We start from the raw sequence: 22202 nt of genomic DNA, 5'->3' as shown, positions 1-22202 counted from the left end.
ATGACCGCCATAATTCGCTGGGCTGTCCAGTTCCGGTTGTTGGTCCTGGCATTGGCTGCGGGAATTCTCGCTTTTGGGTTATCAAGTTTGCCGGGCATGTCCGTTGATGCCTATCCGGAATTCGCCCCGCCGCAGGTGGAGATCCAGACGGAGGCCCTGGGGCTCTCGGCCGCCGAGGTGGAACAGCTCGTCACCTCCCCGATGGAGGCCGACCTGCTGAACGGCGTTGCCTGGGTGGAGGCGATCCGATCCAAGTCCCTCCCCGGGCTGTCCTCGATCCAGATGGTCTTCAAGCCGGGGACTGACCTTTTCCGGGCACGCCAGCTGGTCTCTGAGCGCCTTACCCAGGCCCGCGCACTGCCGAACGTGTCAGCAGCGCCGGTCCTCATGCAGCCGCTCTCATCCACCAGCCGGGTGATGATGATCAAGCTCACGTCAAAGGACATGTCGGCCATCGACATGTCTGTCCTGGCCCGCTGGACGATGAAGCCAGGCCTCCTGGCGGTGCCTGGTGTCGCCAACGTGGCCATCTGGGGCCAACGGGATCAGCAACTGCAGGTCCTGGTGGATCCGGGTCAGCTTGCAGCCAAAGGCGTCACGCTGGACGATGTCATCAAGACCACCGGCAACTCAGTATGGGTATCACCGCTGAGCTACCTGGAGGCCTCCACCCCGGGAACGGGCGGCTTCTTCGAGACCGGACACCAGCGGATCGGCGTCCAGCACGTCCTGCCAATCACCACTCCCCAGGACCTGGGTCAGGTTCCATTGGACAGTCCGGCGGGGAACCTCCTCCTTAAGGACGTCGCCACGGTTCAAACGGACCACCAGCCACTGATCGGCGATGCCCTCCTGAGCAAGGAAACCGAGCTCCTCCTGGTGATCGAGAAATTCCCCGAGACCAACACCATGGACGTGACGCGGGGCGTGGACGAGGCACTGCGCGCACTCCAGCCGGGCCTGCCCGGGGTACAGGTGGACACCACCGTTTACCGGCAGGCGTCCTTCATCGAGGAGGAAGTCGGCGTAATCGGCGTCGGCCTTCTCATCACATTGCTGGTCATCGTCGCGATGTTCTGGGCGTTCTTCCGGTCATGGCGTGCCGCTGTCATCAGCCTGGTCACCATCCCGGTGGCACTCACCGCGGCGGCCCTTGTCCTGTACTGGCGCGGGGTCGGGATGAACTCCATGGTGTTCGCGGGCATGGTGCTCGCCCTCGCGGTTATCGTGGGCGACGTCGCCGAGGACCTCAGTGGGGTGGTGGCGGCGAACCTTTCCGCCAGGAAACGCGGGGACGCGCTGCACGATACCCAGCGGGGCTCGGGCCTGATTCCGGAGGCCCTTCGCTCGGTTCGTACTCCGATTCTCTACTCGCTGTTGATCATGGCGCTGGCCACGATGCCGGCATTCTTCTTCACAGGTGAGAATGGAGCCCTTTTCGGTCCACTTGTCCTGGCCTACCTGCTTGCCCTGGCAGTCTCGATGATCGTGGCGCTGGCCGTCACAGCCGCGCTGGTGTTCGTCCTCCCCGGAGCGTTGAACGCGCCGCGGGAACGCCGGTCGCTGAAGCGGCTCGAGGTGGGCTACGGCCGGCTCCTGGTCCGCCTGAGGGGAGGGGCTAAATGGATGTTCGCTGCTTCCGCCGTTGTGGCGCTGGCGGGGCTGGCCTTGATGCCCCAGCTGGCAGCCGGCCACCCCGTGGTGCCGGTAATGGCGGACAAGACCCTGGTGGTGCACTGGAGCGCGATCGCTGGTACCTCGGACCAGGAAATGAGCCGGATCACGGAGGCGGCGGCGGGCGAGCTGCGCGGCGTGCCCGGCGTGGCCAATGTGGGAGGCCACGTTGGCCGGGCCATCACCTCCGACCAGGTCGGTGACGTAAGTTCGGGTGAACTTTGGGTCAGCGTGGCACACGATGCGTCCTTCAGGGATACTGCTGCCGCCGTCAAGCAGGTCATTGCCGGCTACCCCGGGCTGACCAGCAAGGTATCGACCTATCCCCAGGAGCGCCTCGACGCGATCCGGGACGCTGCGGACAGCGGATTCGCCGTCCGGGTCTACGGCCTGGACCCCGCGATCCTGCGGCAGAAGGCGTCGGAGGTGCAGCAGATTCTGGAACACACCGCCGGCATTGCGAACGCCCATGTTGACGTTCCCCCCGAGCAGCCCATTGCCGAGGTCACGGTTGATCTTGCCAAGGCGCAGAAGGCCGGCGTCGCCCCCGGGGATGTTCGACGCGCTGCGGCCGCCTTGGTGCAAGGTATCGAAGTGGGCAACCTCTACGAACAGCAGAAGGTCTTCTCGGTCATCGTCAAGGGGGTCCCGTCCACGCGGAACAGCCTGGACAGCGTTCGTGACCTGATCATCGACACCCCCAGCGGCGGGCATGCCCGCCTGGGCGACGTCGCCCAGGTCAATATGGTCGGAAACGAGTCCGTCATTCTTCACGATGACACCTATCGCCGCCTTGACGTGAAAGCCGATATCCAGGGCCGGCCCCTGAGCGACATCCAAAACGACATTAATGCGGGCCTCCAAAAGATGCAGTTCCCGGTGTCGTACCACGCCGAAATCCTCACGCAGTATGCCCAGCAGCAAAGCAACATCCAGTGGCTCTGGTTGCTCGGAGCCATTGCCGCGGCCGGCATCCTGGTGCTTCTGCAGACTGCTGCCGGAAGCTGGCGGCTCGCCGTCCCGCTCGCCCTGTGCCTGGTCCTTTCGCTCTCCGGAGGCGTGCTTGCCGCCCTGGTTACCGGGGCGGTAAATTCCCTGGTCGCACTGGTGGCGTTCGCCGTCGTGCTGGGGATCGCGGCCCGGGGCACCCTGCTGATGGCGGAACGCGTCCGGACACTACAGGCCCGGGGCGGCGACGTGCCGATGCCTGGCCTGGTGGTCCATGCGGCGAGGGACAGGCTGGGTCCGACGTTGATGTCGGCCGGGATGACGGCACTTGCACTTGTGCCCCTCGTCCTGTTCGGCGGCGTGGCAGGAACGGAAATCATTCAACCGCTTGCCGTGATCATCTGGGGCGGCCTGCTGACCTCCACCCTGTCCACCCTGTTCGTGGTACCCGCCGTACTGCTCGCCTTCGCGCCGAAGGCACCAGCACACAGCGACGGCCACGCCACCTATGAACCTACTGAAAACCAGGTTGTGTGATGAAATCCATTCCAGCAGGGCCCGCCAGGAAGCACGCAGCCCTCATTATCGCGGCGTTCCTGTCACTCCTGGTTGCAGGGTGCGCCCAAGTGTCCGAAGCGGCGTCAGCCAACGACCCGGCGGCCATTGCCACGGTGCCGGGAACGGACCTTCACCGCATCACGCTCACCGATCACGCTGTCCAACGCCTTGGGCTTACCACTGTCCAGGTGGCGACGGACCCCCAGACCGGGAAGCTCACCGTCTCCTATGCGGCCATCCTGTATGACAGCACCGGCAAGACGTGGGTCTACACCAACCCCGAGCCCCTGGTTTACGTCCGCGCGCCAATCACCGTCGAACGCATCAACGCCGATGTTGCGCAGTTGGGCGACGGGCCGCCTCCCGGCACAACGGTGGTGACCACGGGCGCTGAGGAGCTTTTTGGCGCGGAATTCGACACGGCCCAGTGACATGCGCTGGATAATCGGGGTCAGCCTCAGGTTTAGGACGATCGTCGTCGCCATCGCGTGTGCGGTCATGCTGCTCGGATCCCTGCAGCTGGGTGCCGCGTCCGTGGACGTCTTTCCCGAATTCGCCCCACCCCGGGTCGAAATCCAGACCGCGTGCCTTGGCCTGACTGCCCAGGAAGTCGAAGAGCTGGTCAGCGTTCCCATCGAGGCAGCGGTAGGCGGCATGCCGGGACTGGACGAGCTGCGGTCCAAATCCGTTGCGCAGCTGTCTTCGATCGTGTTGCTCTTCCATCCGGGCACCGACCTGCTCAACGCCCGCCAGCAGGTCTCGGAACGCATGGCGTCCGTGACAGCGGCGCTGCCGACCTGGGCGGCCCCGCCGGTCATGCTGCAGCCGCTGTCCGCCACGAGCAGGGTGATGAAGATAGGAATGACGTCATCCGAGCACTCGCTCATTGAGATGTCCATGCTGTCCTACTGGACCATCCGGGCCCGACTCCTGCGGGTTCCCGGTGTGGCCAACGTGGCAATTTGGGGGGAACGGCTCCAGATGCTGCAGGTGCAGGTGGAACCCGACAAGCTCAAAGCCCAGGACGTTTCCCTCAACCAGGTCATGGAAGTCACCGCCGGCGCCCTCGACGCAGGCCTGCTCAGGTACTCGCCCGGAAGGTTCATCGGCACCGGGGGCTTTATTGACAGCCCCAACCAGAGAATGGGGGTTCGGCACGTCCAGCCGATAAAGACTCCCGCCGACCTGGCCCAGGTGACGATCCGTGAAAAGGACGGCGTGCCCCTCCACCTTGGCGACGTAGCCCAAGTAGTGGAAGACCACCAGCCACTCATCGGTGACGCCGTCATCAATAGCGGCCATGGGCTCATGCTCATTGTCGAGAAACTGCCCTGGGGCAACACCCTGGACGTGACCAAGGGCGTTGAGGAGGCCCTGCATGAGTTGCAGCCCGGCTTGAGTGGAATCAGCTTCGACACCACTATCTTCCGCCCGGCAAGCTTTGTGGAGGAATCCATCTCCAACCTCAGCCTGGCCCTGCTGCTCGGCTGCCTGCTCGTCGTCCTGATCCTGGGCGCTTTCCTCTTCCAATGGCGGACAGCCCTCATCAGCCTCATCGCGATTCCGCTGTCATTGCTCACAGCTGCCCTGGTCCTGTATTTCACCGCGAGTTCGATCAACACGATGGTCCTTGCGGGGCTGGTCATTGCGGTCGGGGTCGTGGTCGATGACGCCATCATCGACGTCGAAAACATCATGCGGCGGCTGCGGCAGCACCGCGCCCGGGGCAGCGGCGAATCCACGTCCTCGGTGGTGTTGAAAGCCTCGCTCGAGATGCGGAGCCCCATCGTCTATGCCACCCTGATCATTGTGGTGGCGGCAGTACCCATCTTCTTCCTGGATGGACTGACGGGCGTCTTCTTCCGGCCGCTGGCAATCACCTACACGCTGGCAGTACTCGCCTCAATGCTGGTGGCGCTGACGGTCACTCCGGCCCTGGCACTGATCCTCCTCGGTAACGCCAAACTGGAGGAGCGTGACGCTCCCCTCGTCCGCGTGCTCAAGCGCGGCTACCACGCGGTCCTGTCAGGCATGATGAAGCGGCCCCGCTACGGCTACGCGGGATTCGGAGTCGTCGCCCTGGCAGGTTTGGCGATAGCACCCCTCCTGGGCTCATCCCTGTTCCCCACTTTCAAGGAACGGGACTTCCTGATGCACTGGGTCTCACAGCCGGGAACGTCAGCCGCGGAGGAATATCGGATCTCGCAGCGCGGCTGCGAGGAGTTCCTCAAAGTGCCCGGCGTCCTGAATTGCGGTACACACATTGGTCAGGCCTTCACCGCCGACGAGATTGTTGGCGTCAACGCGGGCGAGCACTGGATCAGCATTGACCGTCACGCCAACTACGACGAGACGCTCGCCGCCGTGCAGGACGTTGTCAACGGGTATCCCGGCCTGCACCGGGACGTCCAGACCTACCTGAAGGAACGGATCGAAGAGGTCCTCACGGGAGCCAGTGAGCCGATCCTCGTCCGCGTTTACGGGGATGACCTCAACGTGCTGCGTGAACAGGCCCAACGGGTCAAAGACATCCTGGACGGCATCCACGGCACCCAGGACGCCCATGTCTCCCTTGAGGTTGAGGTCCCGCAGATCTCTGTCACGGTCAACCTGGCCCAGGCACAGAAATACGGACTGAAACCTGGCGATGTGAGACGTGCGGCAGCCACGCTCGTGGCTGGCGAGGAGGTAGGCGACGTCTTCCGCGACGGACGTGCCTACGACGTCCACGTCTGGAGCACTCCCGCCACCCGGTCCAGCGTTACCAGCATCGAAGACCTGCCGATCGACACGCCCACCGGCCAGCGGGTCCGCCTCGCTGATCTGGCCACCGTGGCCCTTCAGCCGGTGCCGAACCAGATTGACCGTACCAACGGATCGCGCCGCGTTGAAGTTGGATCGTTCCTGGCATCGGGCGCAGACCTCGGCAACGTCGCCCGCGAGCTGCAGCAACGCCTTGACACCCTGGACCTGCCGGCCGGTTACAGCGTGCAGCTGCTTGGCGAATACACCGAACGCGAGGCGGCCACGAACCGCCTGATGATTTTCGCCGCCGCTGCCCTCGTCCTGATCCTCCTGCTCCTCCAAACATCATTCCGGAGCTGGCGGCTCGCCGTACTGTCCCTTCTGACCCTGCCGATCGCCTTGGTGGGCGGGGTTTTCGCCGCCTTCATGTCCGGCGGGATCCTTTCCCTGGGCTCGGTTGTGGGCTTCCTGACGGTGATGGGTATCGCTGCGCGCAACGGCATTTTGCTCATCAGCCACTGCCAGCATCTGGAAAGGGACGAGGGTGAGACCTTTGGCCGTGACCTGGTGCTGCGCGGGGCAGCGGAGCGGCTGTCCCCGATCCTCATGACCACCCTGGCAACCGGATTGGCCCTGGTGCCCCTGGTGGTCATGGGGAATGTCCCGGGCCACGAAATCGAACACCCCATGGCAGTGGTCATCCTGGGCGGCCTCGTCACGTCCACCCTGCTGAACCTCTTCATTGTGCCGTCGCTGTACCTCCGCTTCGCCAAGCGGCGCCCGGCCCGCGGCACTCGCCGCCCCAACCCGGAACCAGCCCCCGCTGGATAGCGGCAGGGTGCACAAAACCCACTCACAACGAAAGGCCGGCCATGTTCCATCGACAAAAGCGATTCACCGCATACGGTTCCACGCTCATGCTTGTCCTGGCGACGCTCACCGTGACGTCCGCCGCCACCGCGGCCGCGGCACAACAACCACCGGAGCTCTGCGGTCCCGGCTCTGCGATCAACTTCGACCCTTCTGATTTCCAGACAAAACCGCATATCGACAACAAATGGTTCCCGCTCAAGCCGGGCATGCAATTCACAACCACTGGGGAGGTGTCCTCTTCGGACGGCGTCCACGCGCACAGCGTGGTCAGCACCGTGACAGGGCTGACGAAAGTGATTGACGGCATCACCACGCAGGTGGTGTGGGACCGCGATTATGACAACGGCGAACTGGTCGAATCCGAGCTGGCGTTCTTCGCGCAGAGCACCAGCGGCGCCGTCTGGCTGTTCGGCGAATACCCCGAGGAATACGAAAACGGCAAGTTGGCCGGCGCACCAAGCACCTTCATCAGCGGCATCGCGAAGGCGCAGGCCGGTATCGCAATGAAGGCCACGCCCCGGACAGATACTCCTCCGTATGTGCAGGCGTACGCACCGAAGGTGGATTTCCTTGACTGCGGGCAAGTCTTCAAGCAGGACCAGCACGTTTGTGTTCCTACGGGCTGCTACAACGACGTGCTGGTGATCGATGAATTCAACCCTCTGGAACCACCTGACGCCGGGCATCAGCGAAAGTTCTATTCAGCCGGAACCGGGCTGGTGAAGGTCACTGCAGTGGGCGGTTCCGACCAGGAATTCATGGATCTGGTGAAAGTGCGGCAGCTGGATGCCCGGCACTTCGCCCGTGTCAATGAGGAGGCCCTGGAGCAGGACGCGAGGGGCTACGAGGTCAGCAGGAGCGTTTACGCGAAGACACCGCGGGCCCAACTCTGCGATTGAGCCTCGGAACCGGACATCTCCTGACCGGAGCCCGTGAACAGGGAGGGCGGCACCAATGCCGCCCTCCCTTTTCACTGCTGCCCGGATTGTCCACTGCTGTCCGGGCCGCAGAGAGTGCTGCCTAGCGCACGTCCTCGTCGACCCAGTCCATGGACTTGGTGACAGCCTTCTTCCAGAGCCGCATCTGGCGGTCCTGTTCGGCCTTGTCCATCTGCGGTTCCCAGCGCTTGTCCTCGGACCAGTTGGCCGAGCACTCGCCCAGGTCCTTCCAGAAGCCAACAGCCAGGCCAGCCGCGTAGGCTGCCCCCAGCGCCGTGGTCTCGATGACCTTGGGCCTGATCACCGGGACGCCGAGGATGTCCGCCTGGAACTGCATCAATGCGTCGTTGGCGACCATGCCGCCGTCGACCTTCAGTTCGGTCAGCGGAACGCCGGAGTCCGCGTTGACGGCGTCAAGCACCTCGCGGGTCTGGAATGCCGTGGCCTCCAGGGCTGCCCGGGCGATATGGTTCTTGTTAACGAACCGGGTCAGGCCCACGATGGCCCCCCGCGCGTCGGAGCGCCAGTACGGGGCGAAGAGGCCGGAGAACGCGGGGACGATGTAGACGCCGCCGTTGTCCTTGACGGATGCGGCCAGGGTTTCCACCTCGGGGGCGCTGCTGATCATGCCCAGGTTGTCGCGCAGCCACTGGATCAGCGAGCCGGTCACGGCGATTGAACCTTCCAGGGCGTAGTGCGGCTTGGCATCGCCCAGCTTGTAGCCCACGGTGGTCAGCAGCCCGTTCTTCGAGTGGACAATTTCCTCGCCCGTGTTGAAGATCAGGAAGCAGCCGGTGCCGTAGGTGTTCTTGGCTTCTCCTGCTTCAAAGGCGGCCTGGCCGAATGTGGCGGCCTGCTGGTCGCCCAGGATGCCCGCCACCGGCGTTTCCCGCAGCAGCTGCGAGCTGTGGACGGTGCCGTAAACCTCTGAGGAGGACTTGATCTCCGGCATCATGCTTCGCGGCACGCCAAAGATCCCGAGGATTTCGTCGTCCCACTGCAGGGTTTCGAGGTCCATGAACAGGGTCCGGGAGGCGTTGGTGACATCGGTGACGTGGACACCGCCGTCCACGCCGCCCGTGAGGTTCCAGAGGACCCAGGCGTCGGTGTTGCCGAACACCAGGTCCCCGGCCTCTGCCTTTTCACGGGCGCCGTCAACGTTGTCCAGGATCCATTTGATCTTGGTGCCGGAGAAGTAGGTGGCCAGCGGCAGGCCCACCTTTTGTTTGAAACGGTCCGCGCCGCCGTCCCTGCCCAGTTCGTCGACGATGTCCTGGGTGCGGGTGTCCTGCCACACGATGGCGTTGTACACCGGCTTGCCTGTGGTCTTGTCCCACACGACGGCTGTTTCACGCTGGTTGGTGATGCCGACGGCGGCAATGTCGTGCCGCGTCAGGTTCGCCTTGGAGAGGGCCGAGCCGATGACCTCACGGGTGTTGTTCCAGATTTCCGCGGCGTCGTGTTCCACCCATCCTGCCTGCGGGAAGATCTGCTCATGTTCCATCTGGCCGGAGGAGACTATGGCGCCGCTGTGGTCGAAGATGATGGCGCGGGTGCTGGTGGTGCCCTGGTCAATGGCGATTACGTACTGGTTCATGATGACGTCCTTGTCTTGTTAATGGCTGTGATGAGTACGGGTCAGGAAGCGGCCGTGATGATGATCGGGACAATCCGGGCGACGAGTCCACCCAGGGCGCCGCCCACAAGCGGGCCGACCACAGGAATCCACGAATAGCTCCAGTCGCTGGAGCCCTTGCCCTTGATGGGAAGCACAGCGTGGGCGATGCGCGGTCCCAGGTCACGGGCAGGGTTGATGGCGTAGCCGGTGGGGCCGCCGAGGGAAACACCGATACCGACCACGAGCAGCGCTACTGCCAGCGGGCCGAGCCCTGAGGGGGTACCGCCGAGGGTGAGGATGACGAAGACCAGCACAAAAGTGCCGATGATTTCGGTGATCAGGTTCCATGGGGTGGACCGGATGGCAGGGCCGGTGGAAAAGGTCCCAAGCTTGCTGGCAGGCTCGGGTTCGTCGTCGAAGTGCTGCTTGTAGGCCAGCCAGCAGACCACGGCACCAAGGAATGCACCCACCATCTCGCCACCGAAGTAGGTGAGGGTGGAAGCGAAGTCTACGGTGACTCCCGGCGCATATTCAGCCTTGCCATTGAGCAGCAGGCCGAGCGTGACGGCAGGGTTCAGGTGCGCGCCCGACTTGGCGGCGACGAAGACACCACAGAAGACGGCAATGCCCCATCCCCAAGTGACCATCAGGAAGCCGCCACTGTTGCCTTTTGTCCCCCGCAAAGCCACGTTGGCAACGACGCCGCAACCCAACAGGGTCAGCATGCCCGTGCCAAAGACTTCGGAGAGGAAGACTATTCCTAGAGACATCTTTGACTCCATTTCTTTGTTTAGTTGTCGGTCCTCCGCTGGTGAAGGACCGTGTGGCCGGGACGCTGTAACGCCCCGGCCGGAAACCTGGCCTTAGGCGACCAGGCTGTGCGTTTCCACGCGGTGGAAACGCTGCAGCACGTCCTGTGCGTGCTTGATCTCGGCGGCGCGCGCCGCCGCGTCCCACTGGAGCGGGACGGACAGGACTTCCGCCACTTCGTTGAGGAGTTCACCGGTAACCAGTCCGCGGAAGGCCAGGGAGGTACGCCGGATGAGGACGTCCACCAGGTGCCCCACCTGCTCATTGGCCGCCATGAATTCCAGTTCACGGACGCTCAGTTCACGGGTGGACCGCAGCGCGTGGTCGGGCTCGGCATCGAGGTAGGCGATGACCTCTTCGGCCCGGGTCCCGTAGCGGGTCAGCAGTCCGGCCGTGCGGTCTGCATCCCGGCCGCCGGCCATGTGGGCCTTGATCCATTTCTGCACGCCAGCTTCGTCGGCAGGGAAACCGGCGCCGCCGCCGATGGGGAGCTGCGCCGTGGACACCTTGCGCTGCACGCCGAGTTCACTGAGGACCTCGTTGGTCAGGTGCTCGGCAAGGGCACGGAAGGTGGTCCATTTGCCGCCCACCAGGCTCAGCACGACGGCGCCGCTCCCCTCAGGTGCGGACGCGCGGCGTTCGATGCGGTAATCACGTGAGACGAAGCCGGGCTGGGTGGCGTCATGGCTGGGCAGGGGGCGGACACCCGAGAACGTGTACACGATGTCCTCTGGTGTGACGTCGACCGAGGGGAAGACGTGGTTGATCAGTTCAAAGAAGTACTGGATCTCCTCGTCGGTGCAGACGGCGTCCTCCGACATGTCCGCGTCAACGTCCGTGGTGCCCACGAGAACCCGGTCGCCCATGGGGTAGATGAGAACGATCCGGCCGTCGGTGTGCTCGAAGAAGATTTCCCGGCCGCGGCAGGCGGCGAGGAGGCCCGGGTGGTCCAGCACGATGTGGGACCCCTTGGTGCCTCCCATGAACGAGGATGCCGCACCCATTGCCTGGTTGGTGTGGTCCACCCAGGCCCCGGTGGTGTTGACGATGATGTCCGCCGTGAAGTCGAATTCCTCACCGGTCAGTTCGTCGCGAAGGCGGACAGTGCTTCCCCTGCCGGTTCCCGGATTGGGGGTTGCAGACATGGATTGGAGTGACAGGTAATTGCTGGCGCGGGCCGTATCACTCTGTGCGCTGGTGCCCCTCGCGTTACCGGCGCGTCCGGCCTTTTCGCCGTCCTGCAGGACGTCCAGGGTCAGCCGCTCCGGGTTGTGGACGGACGCGTCGAAGTAGGTGGCCGTGTATTTGACGTCGGGCCGCAGGGCGGGCAGTTCCCCGAGGGCTGCCTTGTGGGTCCTGAACTGGTGCCGCGGTACCGTCCCGCCGTTCCTGGAGAACGAATCGTAGAGACTAAGCCCCACCTTGATGAGGAACGCTCCACGCTCCTTGGGCTTTCCCTGCTGCTTGTGGGTCAGGAAGCGCAGCGGTGCCGAGAGGATGCCGGAGAAGGTGCTGAAGATGGGGATGGTTGTCTGCAGCGGCTTGACATAGTGCGGCGCAATCCTGAGCAGGCGGTTGCGTTCCACCACGGACTCCCGGACCAGGCGGAACTCGCCGTTCTCGAGGTAGCGGATTCCGCCATGGATCATGTGCGAGGACGCACCGCTGGCGCCCTGGCAGTAATCTCCGCGTTCCACGAGCGCGACATCGACGCCCTGGAGTGCCAGATCACGGAAGGTGCCCACTCCGTTGATGCCACCGCCAACAACCAGCACCTTCGCGTGCGGACGTTGCCGCAGGCTGTGGACGGACGCGCGCCCGGCCCCCGGCCGGGGCACTGAAACAGAGGAGGGTTGAACAGTTGAATCCTTGGGTCCCAAAACGACTCCCTTGGGGCTTTGTGTGATGCGGACGCACTGGATAGCGCCGCCGTTCTGCTCTATTGTTCGGAGAAATGGAAAATGGAGTCAAGGACTATGCACGAACGTGCAGAATGGAAGTGAGATGGCACTTTCACGGGACGCAGATGCCCTCCGAGCTGCACAAATGTACTACTTGCAGGACCTCACCATGGACGCGATTGCGCGTGAACTGCGCACGTCACGGTCCACGGTTTCCCGCCTTTTGTCGTCCGCACGGGATTCGGGCCTGGTGCAGATCCAAATCCGCAACCCTTTGGACACCGGACCCGAACTGGAAGGGATCATCCGCCGCCGGTACAACCTTGATGTCCACGTGGTTCCCATCCTTGGCACGCTCAACGAAGCCGAAACCCTCGACCGCGTGGCCATGCAGGCGGCGCGCACCATCGGGCCCCTGGTGGATTCCAACGCCATTATCGGCGTGGCCTGGGGATCAACGCTCAGTGCAGTCAGCCGGCACCTCACCAGGAAAATCACGCATGACAGCGTGATAGTCCAGCTCAACGGCGCCGGAAACATGCACACCACGGGCATTACCTATGCCAGCGACATCATGCGCAGGTTCGGCAGCGCGTACGGAGCCCGGGTGGAGCAGTTCCCGGTTCCGGCCTTCTTCGACCACGCCGCCACCAAGACGGCAATGTGGAATGAACGCAGCGTGCAGCGCGTGCTGGAGCTGCAGGCAAAGATGAGCATCGCCATCTTCGGTGTGGGTTCCGTGCACGCCGACTATCCCAGCCACGTCTACGCGGGCGGGTACCTCGATGAGGACGACCTGAACGCCCTTGCCAACTCGGACGTGGTGGGTGACGTCGCCACGGTCTTCTTCCGCGCCGACGGGTCCTCCGACGGGATCGTCCTGAACGAAAGGTCCACCGGTCCGGCGCTTGCCCAGCTGCGGCAGGTGCGCCGCAGGATCTGCGTGGTGTCGGGGGTTTCCAAGATCAACGGCCTGCGCGGCGCCCTGGCAGCGAGGCTGGCCACCGACCTGATCCTGGACGAAGCCACCGCACGCCGCCTAGTCGATTACGAGGGACTGACCAGCTGAAGTGGGTAGAGTCGTTGCCATGAGAACCTCACCCCGGCTCAGCCTGAACAACGGCGTGCTGATAGACCAGCTCGGCTTTGGGCTGTACAAGGTGCCGCCAGCAGAGGCGGAAGGGCTCGTGGCCACCGCGCTCGCCGCCGGCTACCGCCACTTCGATACCGCCGCCATGTACGGGAACGAAACCGGCGTGGCCCGCGGCATCAGTTCCCAGTTGGGCGACGGGACAGGCAGCGGCGGCTCCGGGGAACTGTCGCCGTCCCTGAGCCGGGAGGACGTCTTCATCACCACGAAAGTGTGGAACGACCACCACGGCTACGACGCCACGCTGCGGGCTTTCGACGACTCCATGGTCAACCTGGGACTGGACTACGTGGACATGTACCTCATCCATTGGCCCTGCCCACGCCGTGGCCTGTTCCCGGAAACCTACCGGGCCCTGGAAACGCTGTACCGCGAAGGCAGGGTCCGTGCCATTGGCGTCAGCAACTTCCAGCCGGCACACCTTGACCGCCTGCTCCAAAGTGCCGAGGTGGTTCCCGCCGTCAACCAGATCGAACTGCACCCGTGGCTGCAGCAGGAGGAACTGCGCAGCAAGCACGCCGGCCTGGGCATCCGGACAGAAGCGTGGAGCCCGCTGGGCCGCGGCCAGGTCCTGGCCGATCCGGTGATCCAGGCCTGCGCCGCCGAGCACGGCCGGACGCCTGCGCAGGTGATCCTTCGCTGGCACATGCAGCTGGGGAACATCGCCATTCCCAAGGCCAGTTCCGAAGCGCGGATCCGGGAGAACCTTAACGTCTTCAATTTCGAACTCTCCGAACGCGACCTGGCGGCCATCAACGCGCTGGACCGCGGGCATCGGACGGGCTCGCACCCGGACAACGTCAACTAGGCCCGCGCATGGACACCGTAAATCCGGGGACCTCCCCTGCGCCTGCGTACCTGAGCGCGGGGCTTTCCGCCCGCACCTCAGCCTCCACCGTGACCATCGACGGCGGCACGGTGGCCTTCTGGACCTATGCGCCCCTGCAGGAAACGCCGGAGACCCGCACCATCCTGGTGGTCCATGGGTTCCGCGGCGACCACCACGGGCTCCTGCGCGTCGCGGACAAACTGCCGGAGATGCGCATCATCATGCCGGACCTGCCCGGCTTCGGCAGCTCCGATGCCTTTGCCCGGGACCCGCACTCGGTGGAGCGCTACGGGCAGTTCATCAGTGACTTCATGGCGTCCCAGGGACTGGGGCCGGAAACCGTGCTGCTGGGACATTCATTCGGCTCCATCCTTGCTGCGTACTTCGTGGCCAACAACCCGGAGGCCGTGCGTCCCCTGATCCTCATCAACCCCATCGCTGCTCCGGCGCTGGAAGGACCCAAGGGCGTGATGACGCGGCTGGCAGTCCTGTATTACCGGCTGGCGGCACGGCTCCCCCGCGGGCCGGGCCTGGCCCTGCTGCGCAACCGGCTGATTGTGCGGGTCATGAGCGAGGCCATGGCCAAGACCCGCGACCGGGAGCTGAGGGCTTTCATCCACGGCCAGCACCACGCCTACTTCAGTTCCTTCGCGGACCGGGACAGCCTGCTGGAGTCGTTCACGGCCTCCGTCAGCAACCACGTGGCGGAGGTGGCCGGACAACTCGAACTCCCCGTGCTGCTCATCGCGGGCGAAAAGGATGAAATCGCCACCCTTCCCAGCCAGCACCGCCTCCTGTCACTGCTTCCGGACGGGGAACTGAAGGTGATTCCCGGCGTCGGACACCTGATCCACTACGAAACGCCGGAGCCGGCCGCCCGACACATCCGCAGCTTCCTGAAGGACCACCCCGCGTGAAGATCGTCATTGATGCACGTTTCACCCGTACCGACCATCACGACGGCATCAGCCGCTACGGAGCCAGCCTGATCGCTGCCACGGCAAAAATCGCGGATGTCTCCATGCTGGTTTCCGACGTCCGGCAGCTGGCCCTCCTGCCGGACGTGCCGTACACGCTCATCAGCAGTCCGCTGTCGCCGCTGGAGCTGTTCGTTGCCCGGAAGGTCAATGCCACCGGGGCTGACGTGGTGGTGTGCCCCATGCAGACCATGGGTACCTGGGGCCGGAAGTACGGGCTGATCCTCACGCTGCACGACCTCATCTACTATGAGCACCCCGCTCCCCCGGGCTTCCTGCCGGCCCCCGTCCGGCTGCTCTGGCGCCTCTACCACAAAGCGTTCTGGCCGCAGCGGCTGCTCCTCAACCGGGCCGACACCGTGGCCACCATCAGCAGGACCACGGAGGCGCTGATGGCCAAGTACCGGCTGACGCGCCGGCCCGTCCGCATCATCGCCAACGCTCCCCAACCGGCGCAGGAACCCCGCCAGCCTGGCGACGGCGCGGACAAGACCATCATTTACATGGGTTCGTTCATGCCCTACAAGAACGTGGAAACCATGGTGGCCGGCATGGCCGGACTGCCCAAATACACGCTGCACCTGCTGAGCCGGATCACGCCGGAGCGGCGGGCGGAGCTGGAAAGCCTCATCCCGCCGGGCGCCTCCGTGGTGTTCCACAACGGCGTGACGGACGCAGAGTATGACGGCCTGCTGCGCCGGGCGACGGCGCTGGTGAGCCTGTCCCGGGCCGAGGGATACGGCCTTCCCCTGGTCGAGGCCATGGCCGTGGGTACCCCGGTGATCGCCAGCGACATTCCCATCTTCCGGGAAGTCGGCGCGGACGCCGCCACCTACGTGGACCCGGAGTCACCCGGGCAGTTCGCGGACGCGGTTGCGCAGCTGCAGGACGACGCGCACTGGCAGGACATGTCGCGCCGCTCCCTGGCCCGGGCGCGGGAGTTCAGCTGGGATGAATCGGCCCGCCAACTGGTGGAAGCGGCACACGAGGTCGTGGCGAAAAGGCGCCGCTGAGGACGTCCCCAAGGCACCATTGCCCTGGCCGTCACAGAACGTCCCCAGCCTAGAGGACGTCAACACCGTCCAGGCGCAGCTGCACAGGGTCCGTGGCCCGTTTGGCGGCCACGGCTGCGCGGGTCACCCGCAGGACACGGACGACGGCGGCGGCCTGGCCATAGGGGAAGAACAGCAGGGTCCGGACGTCCTCGGCCGAGCGCCGGCCGGAAGGCGGTGCGGTGAGCACCAGCGGCGCCGGACCGGCGGTGCGGATAGTTATCCCCGCGCCGGCGAGGTCCGCTGCCACGGCACCTGTGTAGTGTTCGACGGCGGCGCGCGGCCCGGTGACCGAGGCGATGCGCACCGCTGGGGGAAGCTGCAGTTCCACGCGCAGGGACAGTTCCCGCTGGGCATAGCCGGCCGGGTCCCAGCGCAGCAGCGCGCCGGTGGCTGCTGTGTCCGTGGCGGTGACCACCACCAGCCCGCCGTCCGGGGCGGGACGGACGAGGGCAGCGGCGTTGAACCAGCGGCGTACCGTGTCTTCGCCCGCCCGGAGAGTCTCCCGGCGCAGCAGGGAATCGCCGTCCAGCAGCAGGGCGGCAGCATACCCGGCCTCCGCCACCGGTTCGGCCCCCACGGTCGCCACCACCAGCGACTTTCCCGCCCCCACCGTGGCTTTCACTTGGTCGCCGGACGATGTGATGACCGTTGTGCCGGGAAAGGCCCGGCCAAGCTCCTCGGCTGTACGGAGGACTCCGGTGGAACCTTTCCGCAGCCGCCGGGCGCCGCAGTGAGAGCACTTCCAGTCCGGCGCCGGCGTGGAACACCAGCGGCATTGGGGAAGCGCGGAGGTGCCGGCCAGCGCAAGGGGCCCCTGGCAGTTCCCGCAGCGGGCCGGCTCCCGGCAGGTTTCACACACCAGTGACGGCGCGTACCCTGCCCTGGCAACCTGGACCAGGACAGGGCCACGCTCAAGACCTTCCTTGGCGGCCTGCCAGGCAGCGTGCGGCAGGCGCGCGATGGTGGCCAGTGGGTCCCGCCCCTGCTCGAAGCTGTCTGCCGTGCTGACCACGCGGGGAACCGTCCTGCGGACGGTGGCACGCTCGGTGTGAACCGGGACGGCCCAGCCGGCTTCCACCAGACGCTGGACCTCGGTGCTGCGCGCGTGCCCGGCAAGGAGGCAGGCCGTGCCCTCCTGCTCGGCGCGAAGGAGCATGACCTCCCGTGCGTGGGCGTACGGTGCGCGCTGCTCGATATGGAGGTCGTCGCCGTCGTCCCAGCACGCCACGAGCCCCAGGTCCTGCACCGGGGCGAAGGCGGCCGAGCGTGTCCCGATGGCGATGGTGGCCTTGCCCGCGAGCAGGCGCAGGAAGTTCCGGTACCGGGGCGTGGGCCCGTCGTCGGCGGTCAGCCTGGCTACGGCAGCGTCCGGCACCAGGTCCTTGAGTGCCTGCTCCAGGCGGTCCAGGTCCCGGTAGTCAGGCACCACCAGCAGGGCGCCCCTTCCGGAGGAATGCGCTGCAGCGGCGGCCTGGGCAAGCATGGCCGGCCAGCCGGCGGTCCCGTAGCCCTGCAGCGGATTGACGGCGGCCCGCGGAGATCCACCGGCGGCCAGGTGCCGCAGGAAAGCGGCACCTGTGCGGAGTGTGCCCCAGGCTGAAGATCCGGGGCTGCCCTGGACGTCCTGCACGGCTTCGGCGTCGGGGATGTCCAACGAGTCCGGAAAGTCCTTTTCCAGCCTGGCAACCCGGGGTGGAACGGCTAGGCGCAGGACATCGCTGACCGTCCCCGCATACCGTGCAGCGACCGCCGTGGCGAGGTCCCGGACGGCCGGCGTAAGGACCTGGACCGGGGACACAACTTTTGCCAGGGGTACAAGGGTGTGTCCGGCGTCGGACTGTGCCACGCGTTCCAGGACGAATCCACTGAGGTCCTGGCCGTTGAACTTGACCTTGACCCGGACCCCAGGCTGGGCTGCCTGGTCAAGCGCGGCCGGGACGGCATAGTCGAATGGGCGGTCCAGGTGAGGCAGCGAGGACTCAATGAGCACCCGCGCCACCGGAAGCTGCTCCGCCACGGTGACGCCGCCTTGCACGGGACGTGCAGGGAAGCCCTGGAGCAGGGACGGCTGGACGGAACTGCCAGCAACCATGGCGGTCACCTCCGTTCAGCTGACGGGTTGGACAGGATCAGCCAAGCACCGGGCACTGACATTGGACGTCCGGCAGCCGGCCGAAGCCGGCTAGGCGTTGAAGAATGCCTTCAGGTCGTCCACCCGGTCCAGGCGCTCCCAGGTGAAGTCGGGCTCATCCCGGCCGAAGTGCCCGTGGGCGGCGGTCTTGGCGTAGATGGGGCGCTTCAGATCCAGGGCATCGATGATGGCGCGCGGACGGAGGTCGAAGATTTCCGCGATTGCTGCGCTGATCCGGGCCGGATCCACCGTCTCGGTGCCGAACGTCTCCACGTAGGTTCCCACCGGCCGGGCCTGGCCGATGGCGTACGCGATCTGGATCTCCGCGCGCTTGGCCAGTCCAGCGGCCACCACGTTCTTGGCAACCCAGCGCATGGCGTACGCGGCGGAGCGGTCCACCTTGGACGGGTCCTTCCCCGAGAAGGCGCCGCCGCCGTGGCGGGCCATACCGCCGTAGGTGTCCACAATGATCTTGCGGCCGGTGAGGCCGGCGTCGCCCACCGGGCCGCCGATGACGAACTCGCCGGCAGGATTGAGGATATTTGCCGTCCGTGAGATGTCCAGGTTGGCGCCCGCGAGGACGGGTTTAATGACGACGGCGGCAAGGTCGGCGCGCAACTGCTCCAGGCTTGCCCCCTCCGCGTGCTGGCTCGAAATCACCACGGTTTCCACGGAAACGGGCACGTCTTTGTCGTAGCCGACCGTCACCTGGGTCTTGCCGTCGGGGCGAAGATACGGCAGCTGGCCGGTCTTGCGGACTTCGGTGAGCCGCTCGGACAGCCGGTGGGCCAGCCAGATGGGCGTGGGCATGTAGGAAGGGGTTTCATCGCTGGCGTAGCCGAACATCAGGCCCTGGTCGCCGGCACCCTGGAGGTCATAGTCGTCCTCCTGGCGGCCTTCGCGTGCCTCAAGGGAGTTGAACACGCCGCCGGCGATGTCGTTGGACTGCTGGCCGATGGAGACGGACACGCCGCAGCGGGCGCCGTCGAAGCCGTTGGCTGAGGAGTCGTAGCCGATGCCCAGGATGGTCTCCCGGACGATCTGCGGGATTTCGACGTACGCGTCGGTGGTGACTTCGCCTGCCACGTGCACCAGGCCCGTGGTGGCCATCGTTTCCACAGCCACGCGGGATTCGGGGTCCGCGGCCAGCAGCGCGTCCAGGATGGCGTCACTGATCTGGTCGCAGATCTTGTCCGGATGGCCTTCGGTGACCGATTCGGACGTGAAAAGCCGGAGCGCGGAGGGCGTGGCCCCATGGGTGTGGGGAAGGTGCAGCGGTAAAGTCACTCAACTACCTTACTGGTTGGTGGTGGCACTCCCGTCAGGGAGAAGTCGGTAGATGTCCCCGTGCTAAGCAAAGGTGGCCGGAAACACTTCAGGCGAGGGGCGAAACAGGTTCAAGTGGACGAAACACGGTTCAGTTCAAAGCTGATGCGGCGGACGATGGCTTCCGAAACCTCTGTCTTGGTTCCCGAAGCTTCCTGTGGTTCGGAGCCGGAGCGCGACAGGATGACCACCGAGTTGGAGTCGTGGCCAAAGACCTTGTCCGCTCCTACGTGGTTCACCACCAGCAGGTCGCAGCCTTTCCGCTGGAGCTTTGCTTCCGCATATGCCAGGACGTCGCCCTGGCTGTCCCCGGTTTCGGCGGCGAATCCGACGATGAGCTGCCCGGCCTCGCCGGCACCCGCGTTGCGCTGCTCCACGAGCTCCTGCAGGATGTCCGGGTTGCGGACCAGGGTGATGACGGGATCGGCGGTGTCGTCCCGTTTCTTGATCTTGGTGTCCGAGACTTCCGCCGGGCGGAAATCGGCCACGGCCGCGGACATGATGACGACGTCGGACACGGCGGCGGCTTCCAGTGCGGCTTCCCGAAGTTGCAGGGCGGTCTCCACGCGGACCACCTCCACGCCGGCGGGCGGCGGAACGTCCATGTGGGCTGCCAGCAGGCGCACGGTAGCCCCGGCGTTCCGCGCTGCGACCGCAAGGGCCACTCCCTGCTTGCCGGATGACCGGTTGCCAAGGAAGCGAACGGGGTCCAGCGGTTCGCGGGTGCCGCCGGCGCTGATGGTGACGGTGCGGCCGGCAAGGGGCAACTGGTAATCACTGCGTCCCTGGACCAGGGCCATGGCTGCGTCGAAGATCACCTGGGGTTCCGGAAGCCTGCCGGGACCTGAGTCTGCCCCGGTCAACCTGCCGGAGGCGGGTTCCAGGACGGCTGCGCCCCGGCCGCGGAGCGTCTCAACGTTGGCCCGGGTGGCCGGATGCTGCCACATTTCCGTGTGCATCGCGGGGGCGAACAGCACCGGGCCGTGGGCCATCAGCAGGGTGTTGGTGAGCAGGTCCCCGGCCTGGCCGGTGGCAGCCTTCGCCAGGAGGTCCGCTGTGGCAGGTGCCACCACCACGAGGTCCGCCTCATGGCCAAGGCGGACGTGGTTCACCAGGTGCACGTCATCAAAGACACTGTTGCTGACCGGGTTTCCGGACAGCGCCTCCCAGGTGGCGGTACCGATGAAGCGGGTGGACGCCTCCGTGGGAATCACCGTGACGTCATGGCCGGCTTCAGTAAAAAGCCGGAGGAGCGATACCACCTTGTAGGCGGCGATCCCTCCCCCGACTCCGAGGACTATGCGCACGTGACCTCCGTCAACAGCAAGTCAGTTCAGCGGCAGGATTACTCTGCGGCTTCGATCGGCGTGGAAACCAGCTTGCCTTCGTTGATTTCGCGCAGTGCGATCGACAGCGACTTTTCGTTCAGCTTGGTGTCGACCAGGGGTCCGACATACTCGAAGAGGCCCTCGTGCAGCTGGGCGTAGTAGGCGTTGATCTGACGAGCACGCTTGGCACCGAAGATCACCAGGCCGTACTTGGAGTCGGCTGCCTCAAGCAGCGAGTCGATCGGCGGGTTGATGATGCCTTCAAGGTTCGTGGACACGAATTCTCCAAATTCCTAGCGGGCTGACGGTTCCGGCAGGTGTGGATGCGGTGTCAGCCCCATGAGTGAAACTAGCTCGTCCGCTGCCCGGCGGACGTCGTCGTTGATGACGGTGTGGTCGAACTCCGGTTCAGCAGCAAGTTCCAGTTTAGCGGTTTCCAGGCGTCGCTGCTGTTCTTCCGGTGTTTCGGTGCCCCGGCCCACCAGCCGGCGGACCATCTCGTCCCAGGTGGGCGGGGCCAGGAAGACGAACTGGGCGTCCGGGACGGCTGCCTTGACCTGGCGCGCACCCTGCAGGTCGATCTCCAGCAGCACGGAGCGGCCCTCCGCGATGGCCTGGTTCACAGTGCTCTTCAGGGTGCCGTAGGTGTTTTGTCCATGGACGACGGCCCATTCCAGGAGTTCACCTTCGGCGATGAGCCGCTCGAACTCATCCTTGGTCTTGAAGAAGTAGTGGACGCCGTCAACTTCCCCGGGCCGGGGCGCCCGGGTGGTGGCTGAAACGGAAAGCCACACTTCGGGGTAGTTGTCACGGATGTAGGTGGACACGGTGCCTTTGCCAACAGCCGTCGGACCTGCGAGGACTGTCAGTCCAGGTTTCTTGCTCACGTATTCCTTTTGCCGCAGTTGGGGGAAAGACAGGCGCCGCCTGCCTCAATGCTCGTCAATAAAATCTACCAGCGCCCGGCGCTGGTGGACGCCCAGGCCCCGGACCCTGCGGGACGCCGCGATGCCCAGCTGCTGCATGATGGCGGCGGCCCGCACCTTCCCGATGCCGGGAAGGGCCTCAAGCAGTTCCGAGACCTTCATCCTGGCCAGTGCGTCGTCTTCCAGGGCGGAGCTGATAATGTCCGCCGCGGACCTGTCGCCGTTCCGAAGGCTTTCCTTGGCGGCCGCACGGGTGGCCCTGGCTGCCGCTGCCTTGCCCAGGGCGTCGGCCCGTTCAGATGCGGATAAAGGTCGCAGGACCATCACGGACACCCCCGGATTCGGCGGATTTCATCCAAGGGCGGCCGCCCTTGGACCTGTCCTGAAACTACCCTTTGGTGCAGCCCGAATCAAT

17 protein-coding genes are annotated in these 22202 nt (G+C 65.3%); 8 read left to right on the top strand and 9 right to left on the bottom strand.

The features are described from left to right. Genes AC6JAM_RS18645 through AC6JAM_RS18630 form a run of 4 tightly spaced genes read left to right on the top strand, consistent with a single transcriptional unit; the run spans position 1 to position 7697 of the window. Entirely contained in the window at positions 1-3159 is a 3159-nt protein-coding gene (locus AC6JAM_RS18645) for an efflux RND transporter permease subunit (RefSeq protein ID WP_497935529.1), read from the top strand. After that, a complete protein-coding gene (locus tag AC6JAM_RS18640) occupies positions 3159-3611 on the top strand; it encodes an efflux RND transporter periplasmic adaptor subunit (RefSeq protein ID WP_018769288.1) in 453 nt (150 codons plus the stop codon). Before AC6JAM_RS18645 ends, AC6JAM_RS18640 begins: the two co-directional genes overlap by 1 nt. Position 3612: 1 nt before the next feature. Continuing rightward, complete coding sequence (locus tag AC6JAM_RS18635; RefSeq protein WP_026265769.1) at positions 3613-6756, top strand: efflux RND transporter permease subunit; 3144 nt, start codon at positions 3613-3615, stop codon at positions 6754-6756. A gap of 41 nt (positions 6757-6797) precedes the next feature. Continuing rightward, the gene (locus tag AC6JAM_RS18630) at positions 6798-7697 is read left to right on the top strand and encodes a hypothetical protein (protein WP_056390439.1); all 900 of its coding nucleotides are present in this window, start codon (positions 6798-6800) and stop codon (positions 7695-7697) included. A gap of 121 nt (positions 7698-7818) precedes the next feature. Here the strand turns inward: AC6JAM_RS18630 and glpK are convergent, their stop codons facing one another. From glpK to AC6JAM_RS18615, 3 genes are all read right to left on the bottom strand, one after another. Then, positions 7819-9333, bottom strand: a complete 1515-nt coding sequence (gene glpK / locus AC6JAM_RS18625; protein WP_018769291.1) for a glycerol kinase GlpK — start codon at positions 9331-9333, stop codon at positions 7819-7821. Positions 9334-9374: 41 nt separating this feature from the next. Further along, positions 9375-10124 (bottom strand): MIP/aquaporin family protein, encoded by a 750-nt coding sequence (locus tag AC6JAM_RS18620; protein ID WP_026265770.1) that lies wholly within the window; start codon positions 10122-10124, stop codon positions 9375-9377. 93 nt (positions 10125-10217) lie between these two features. Continuing rightward, a complete protein-coding gene (locus AC6JAM_RS18615; protein ID WP_056390442.1) occupies positions 10218-12002 on the bottom strand; it encodes a glycerol-3-phosphate dehydrogenase/oxidase in 1785 nt (594 codons plus the stop codon). Between the two features lie 166 nt (positions 12003-12168). Between AC6JAM_RS18615 and AC6JAM_RS18610 the strand changes: the two genes are divergently transcribed. The 4 genes from AC6JAM_RS18610 to AC6JAM_RS18595 are packed head-to-tail and all read left to right on the top strand — an operon-like array spanning position 12169 to position 16034. After that, positions 12169-13134, top strand: a complete 966-nt coding sequence (locus tag AC6JAM_RS18610; RefSeq protein ID WP_018769294.1) for a sugar-binding transcriptional regulator — start codon at positions 12169-12171, stop codon at positions 13132-13134. Between the two features lie 19 nt (positions 13135-13153). Beyond that, complete coding sequence (locus AC6JAM_RS18605) at positions 13154-14023, top strand: aldo/keto reductase (RefSeq protein WP_056390445.1); 870 nt, start codon at positions 13154-13156, stop codon at positions 14021-14023. An 8-nt stretch (positions 14024-14031) separates the two neighbouring features. Beyond that, positions 14032-14961 (top strand): alpha/beta fold hydrolase, encoded by a 930-nt coding sequence (locus tag AC6JAM_RS18600; protein ID WP_018769296.1) that lies wholly within the window; start codon positions 14032-14034, stop codon positions 14959-14961. Beyond that, positions 14958-16034 (top strand): glycosyltransferase family 4 protein, encoded by a 1077-nt coding sequence (locus AC6JAM_RS18595; protein ID WP_018769297.1) that lies wholly within the window; start codon positions 14958-14960, stop codon positions 16032-16034. Before AC6JAM_RS18600 ends, AC6JAM_RS18595 begins: the two co-directional genes overlap by 4 nt. A gap of 49 nt (positions 16035-16083) precedes the next feature. Here AC6JAM_RS18595 and AC6JAM_RS18590 read toward each other — a convergent pair whose 3' ends face one another. The 6 genes from AC6JAM_RS18590 to mihF all read right to left on the bottom strand — a co-directional run bounded on the left by AC6JAM_RS18590 (position 16084) and on the right by mihF (position 22111). Further along, positions 16084-18168, bottom strand: a complete 2085-nt coding sequence (locus AC6JAM_RS18590; RefSeq protein WP_018769298.1) for a primosomal protein N' — start codon at positions 18166-18168, stop codon at positions 16084-16086. Between the two features lie 90 nt (positions 18169-18258). Beyond that, positions 18259-19494, bottom strand: a complete 1236-nt coding sequence (gene metK / locus AC6JAM_RS18585; protein WP_497935522.1) for a methionine adenosyltransferase — start codon at positions 19492-19494, stop codon at positions 18259-18261. Between the two features lie 110 nt (positions 19495-19604). Then, entirely contained in the window at positions 19605-20840 is a 1236-nt protein-coding gene (gene coaBC, locus AC6JAM_RS18580; protein WP_056390447.1) for a bifunctional phosphopantothenoylcysteine decarboxylase/phosphopantothenate--cysteine ligase CoaBC, read from the bottom strand. Positions 20841-20878: 38 nt separating this feature from the next. Beyond that, complete coding sequence (gene rpoZ / locus AC6JAM_RS18575; protein WP_003800778.1) at positions 20879-21139, bottom strand: DNA-directed RNA polymerase subunit omega; 261 nt, start codon at positions 21137-21139, stop codon at positions 20879-20881. A gap of 15 nt (positions 21140-21154) precedes the next feature. Next, positions 21155-21748 (bottom strand): guanylate kinase, encoded by a 594-nt coding sequence (gene gmk / locus AC6JAM_RS18570; RefSeq protein ID WP_018769302.1) that lies wholly within the window; start codon positions 21746-21748, stop codon positions 21155-21157. A gap of 45 nt (positions 21749-21793) precedes the next feature. After that, positions 21794-22111 carry an integration host factor, actinobacterial type gene (mihF, locus tag AC6JAM_RS18565; protein ID WP_026265771.1) on the bottom strand — a complete coding sequence of 106 codons (318 nt, stop codon included), beginning with the start codon at positions 22109-22111 and terminating at the stop codon, positions 21794-21796. Between the last annotated feature and the right edge of the window lie 91 nt (positions 22112-22202).

The organism is Arthrobacter sp. GmRoot5-12 (genome assembly GCF_059739365.1).
Note: the sequence above shows the minus strand (reverse complement) of the source record. Positions and strands in the feature narration are given on the sequence as shown.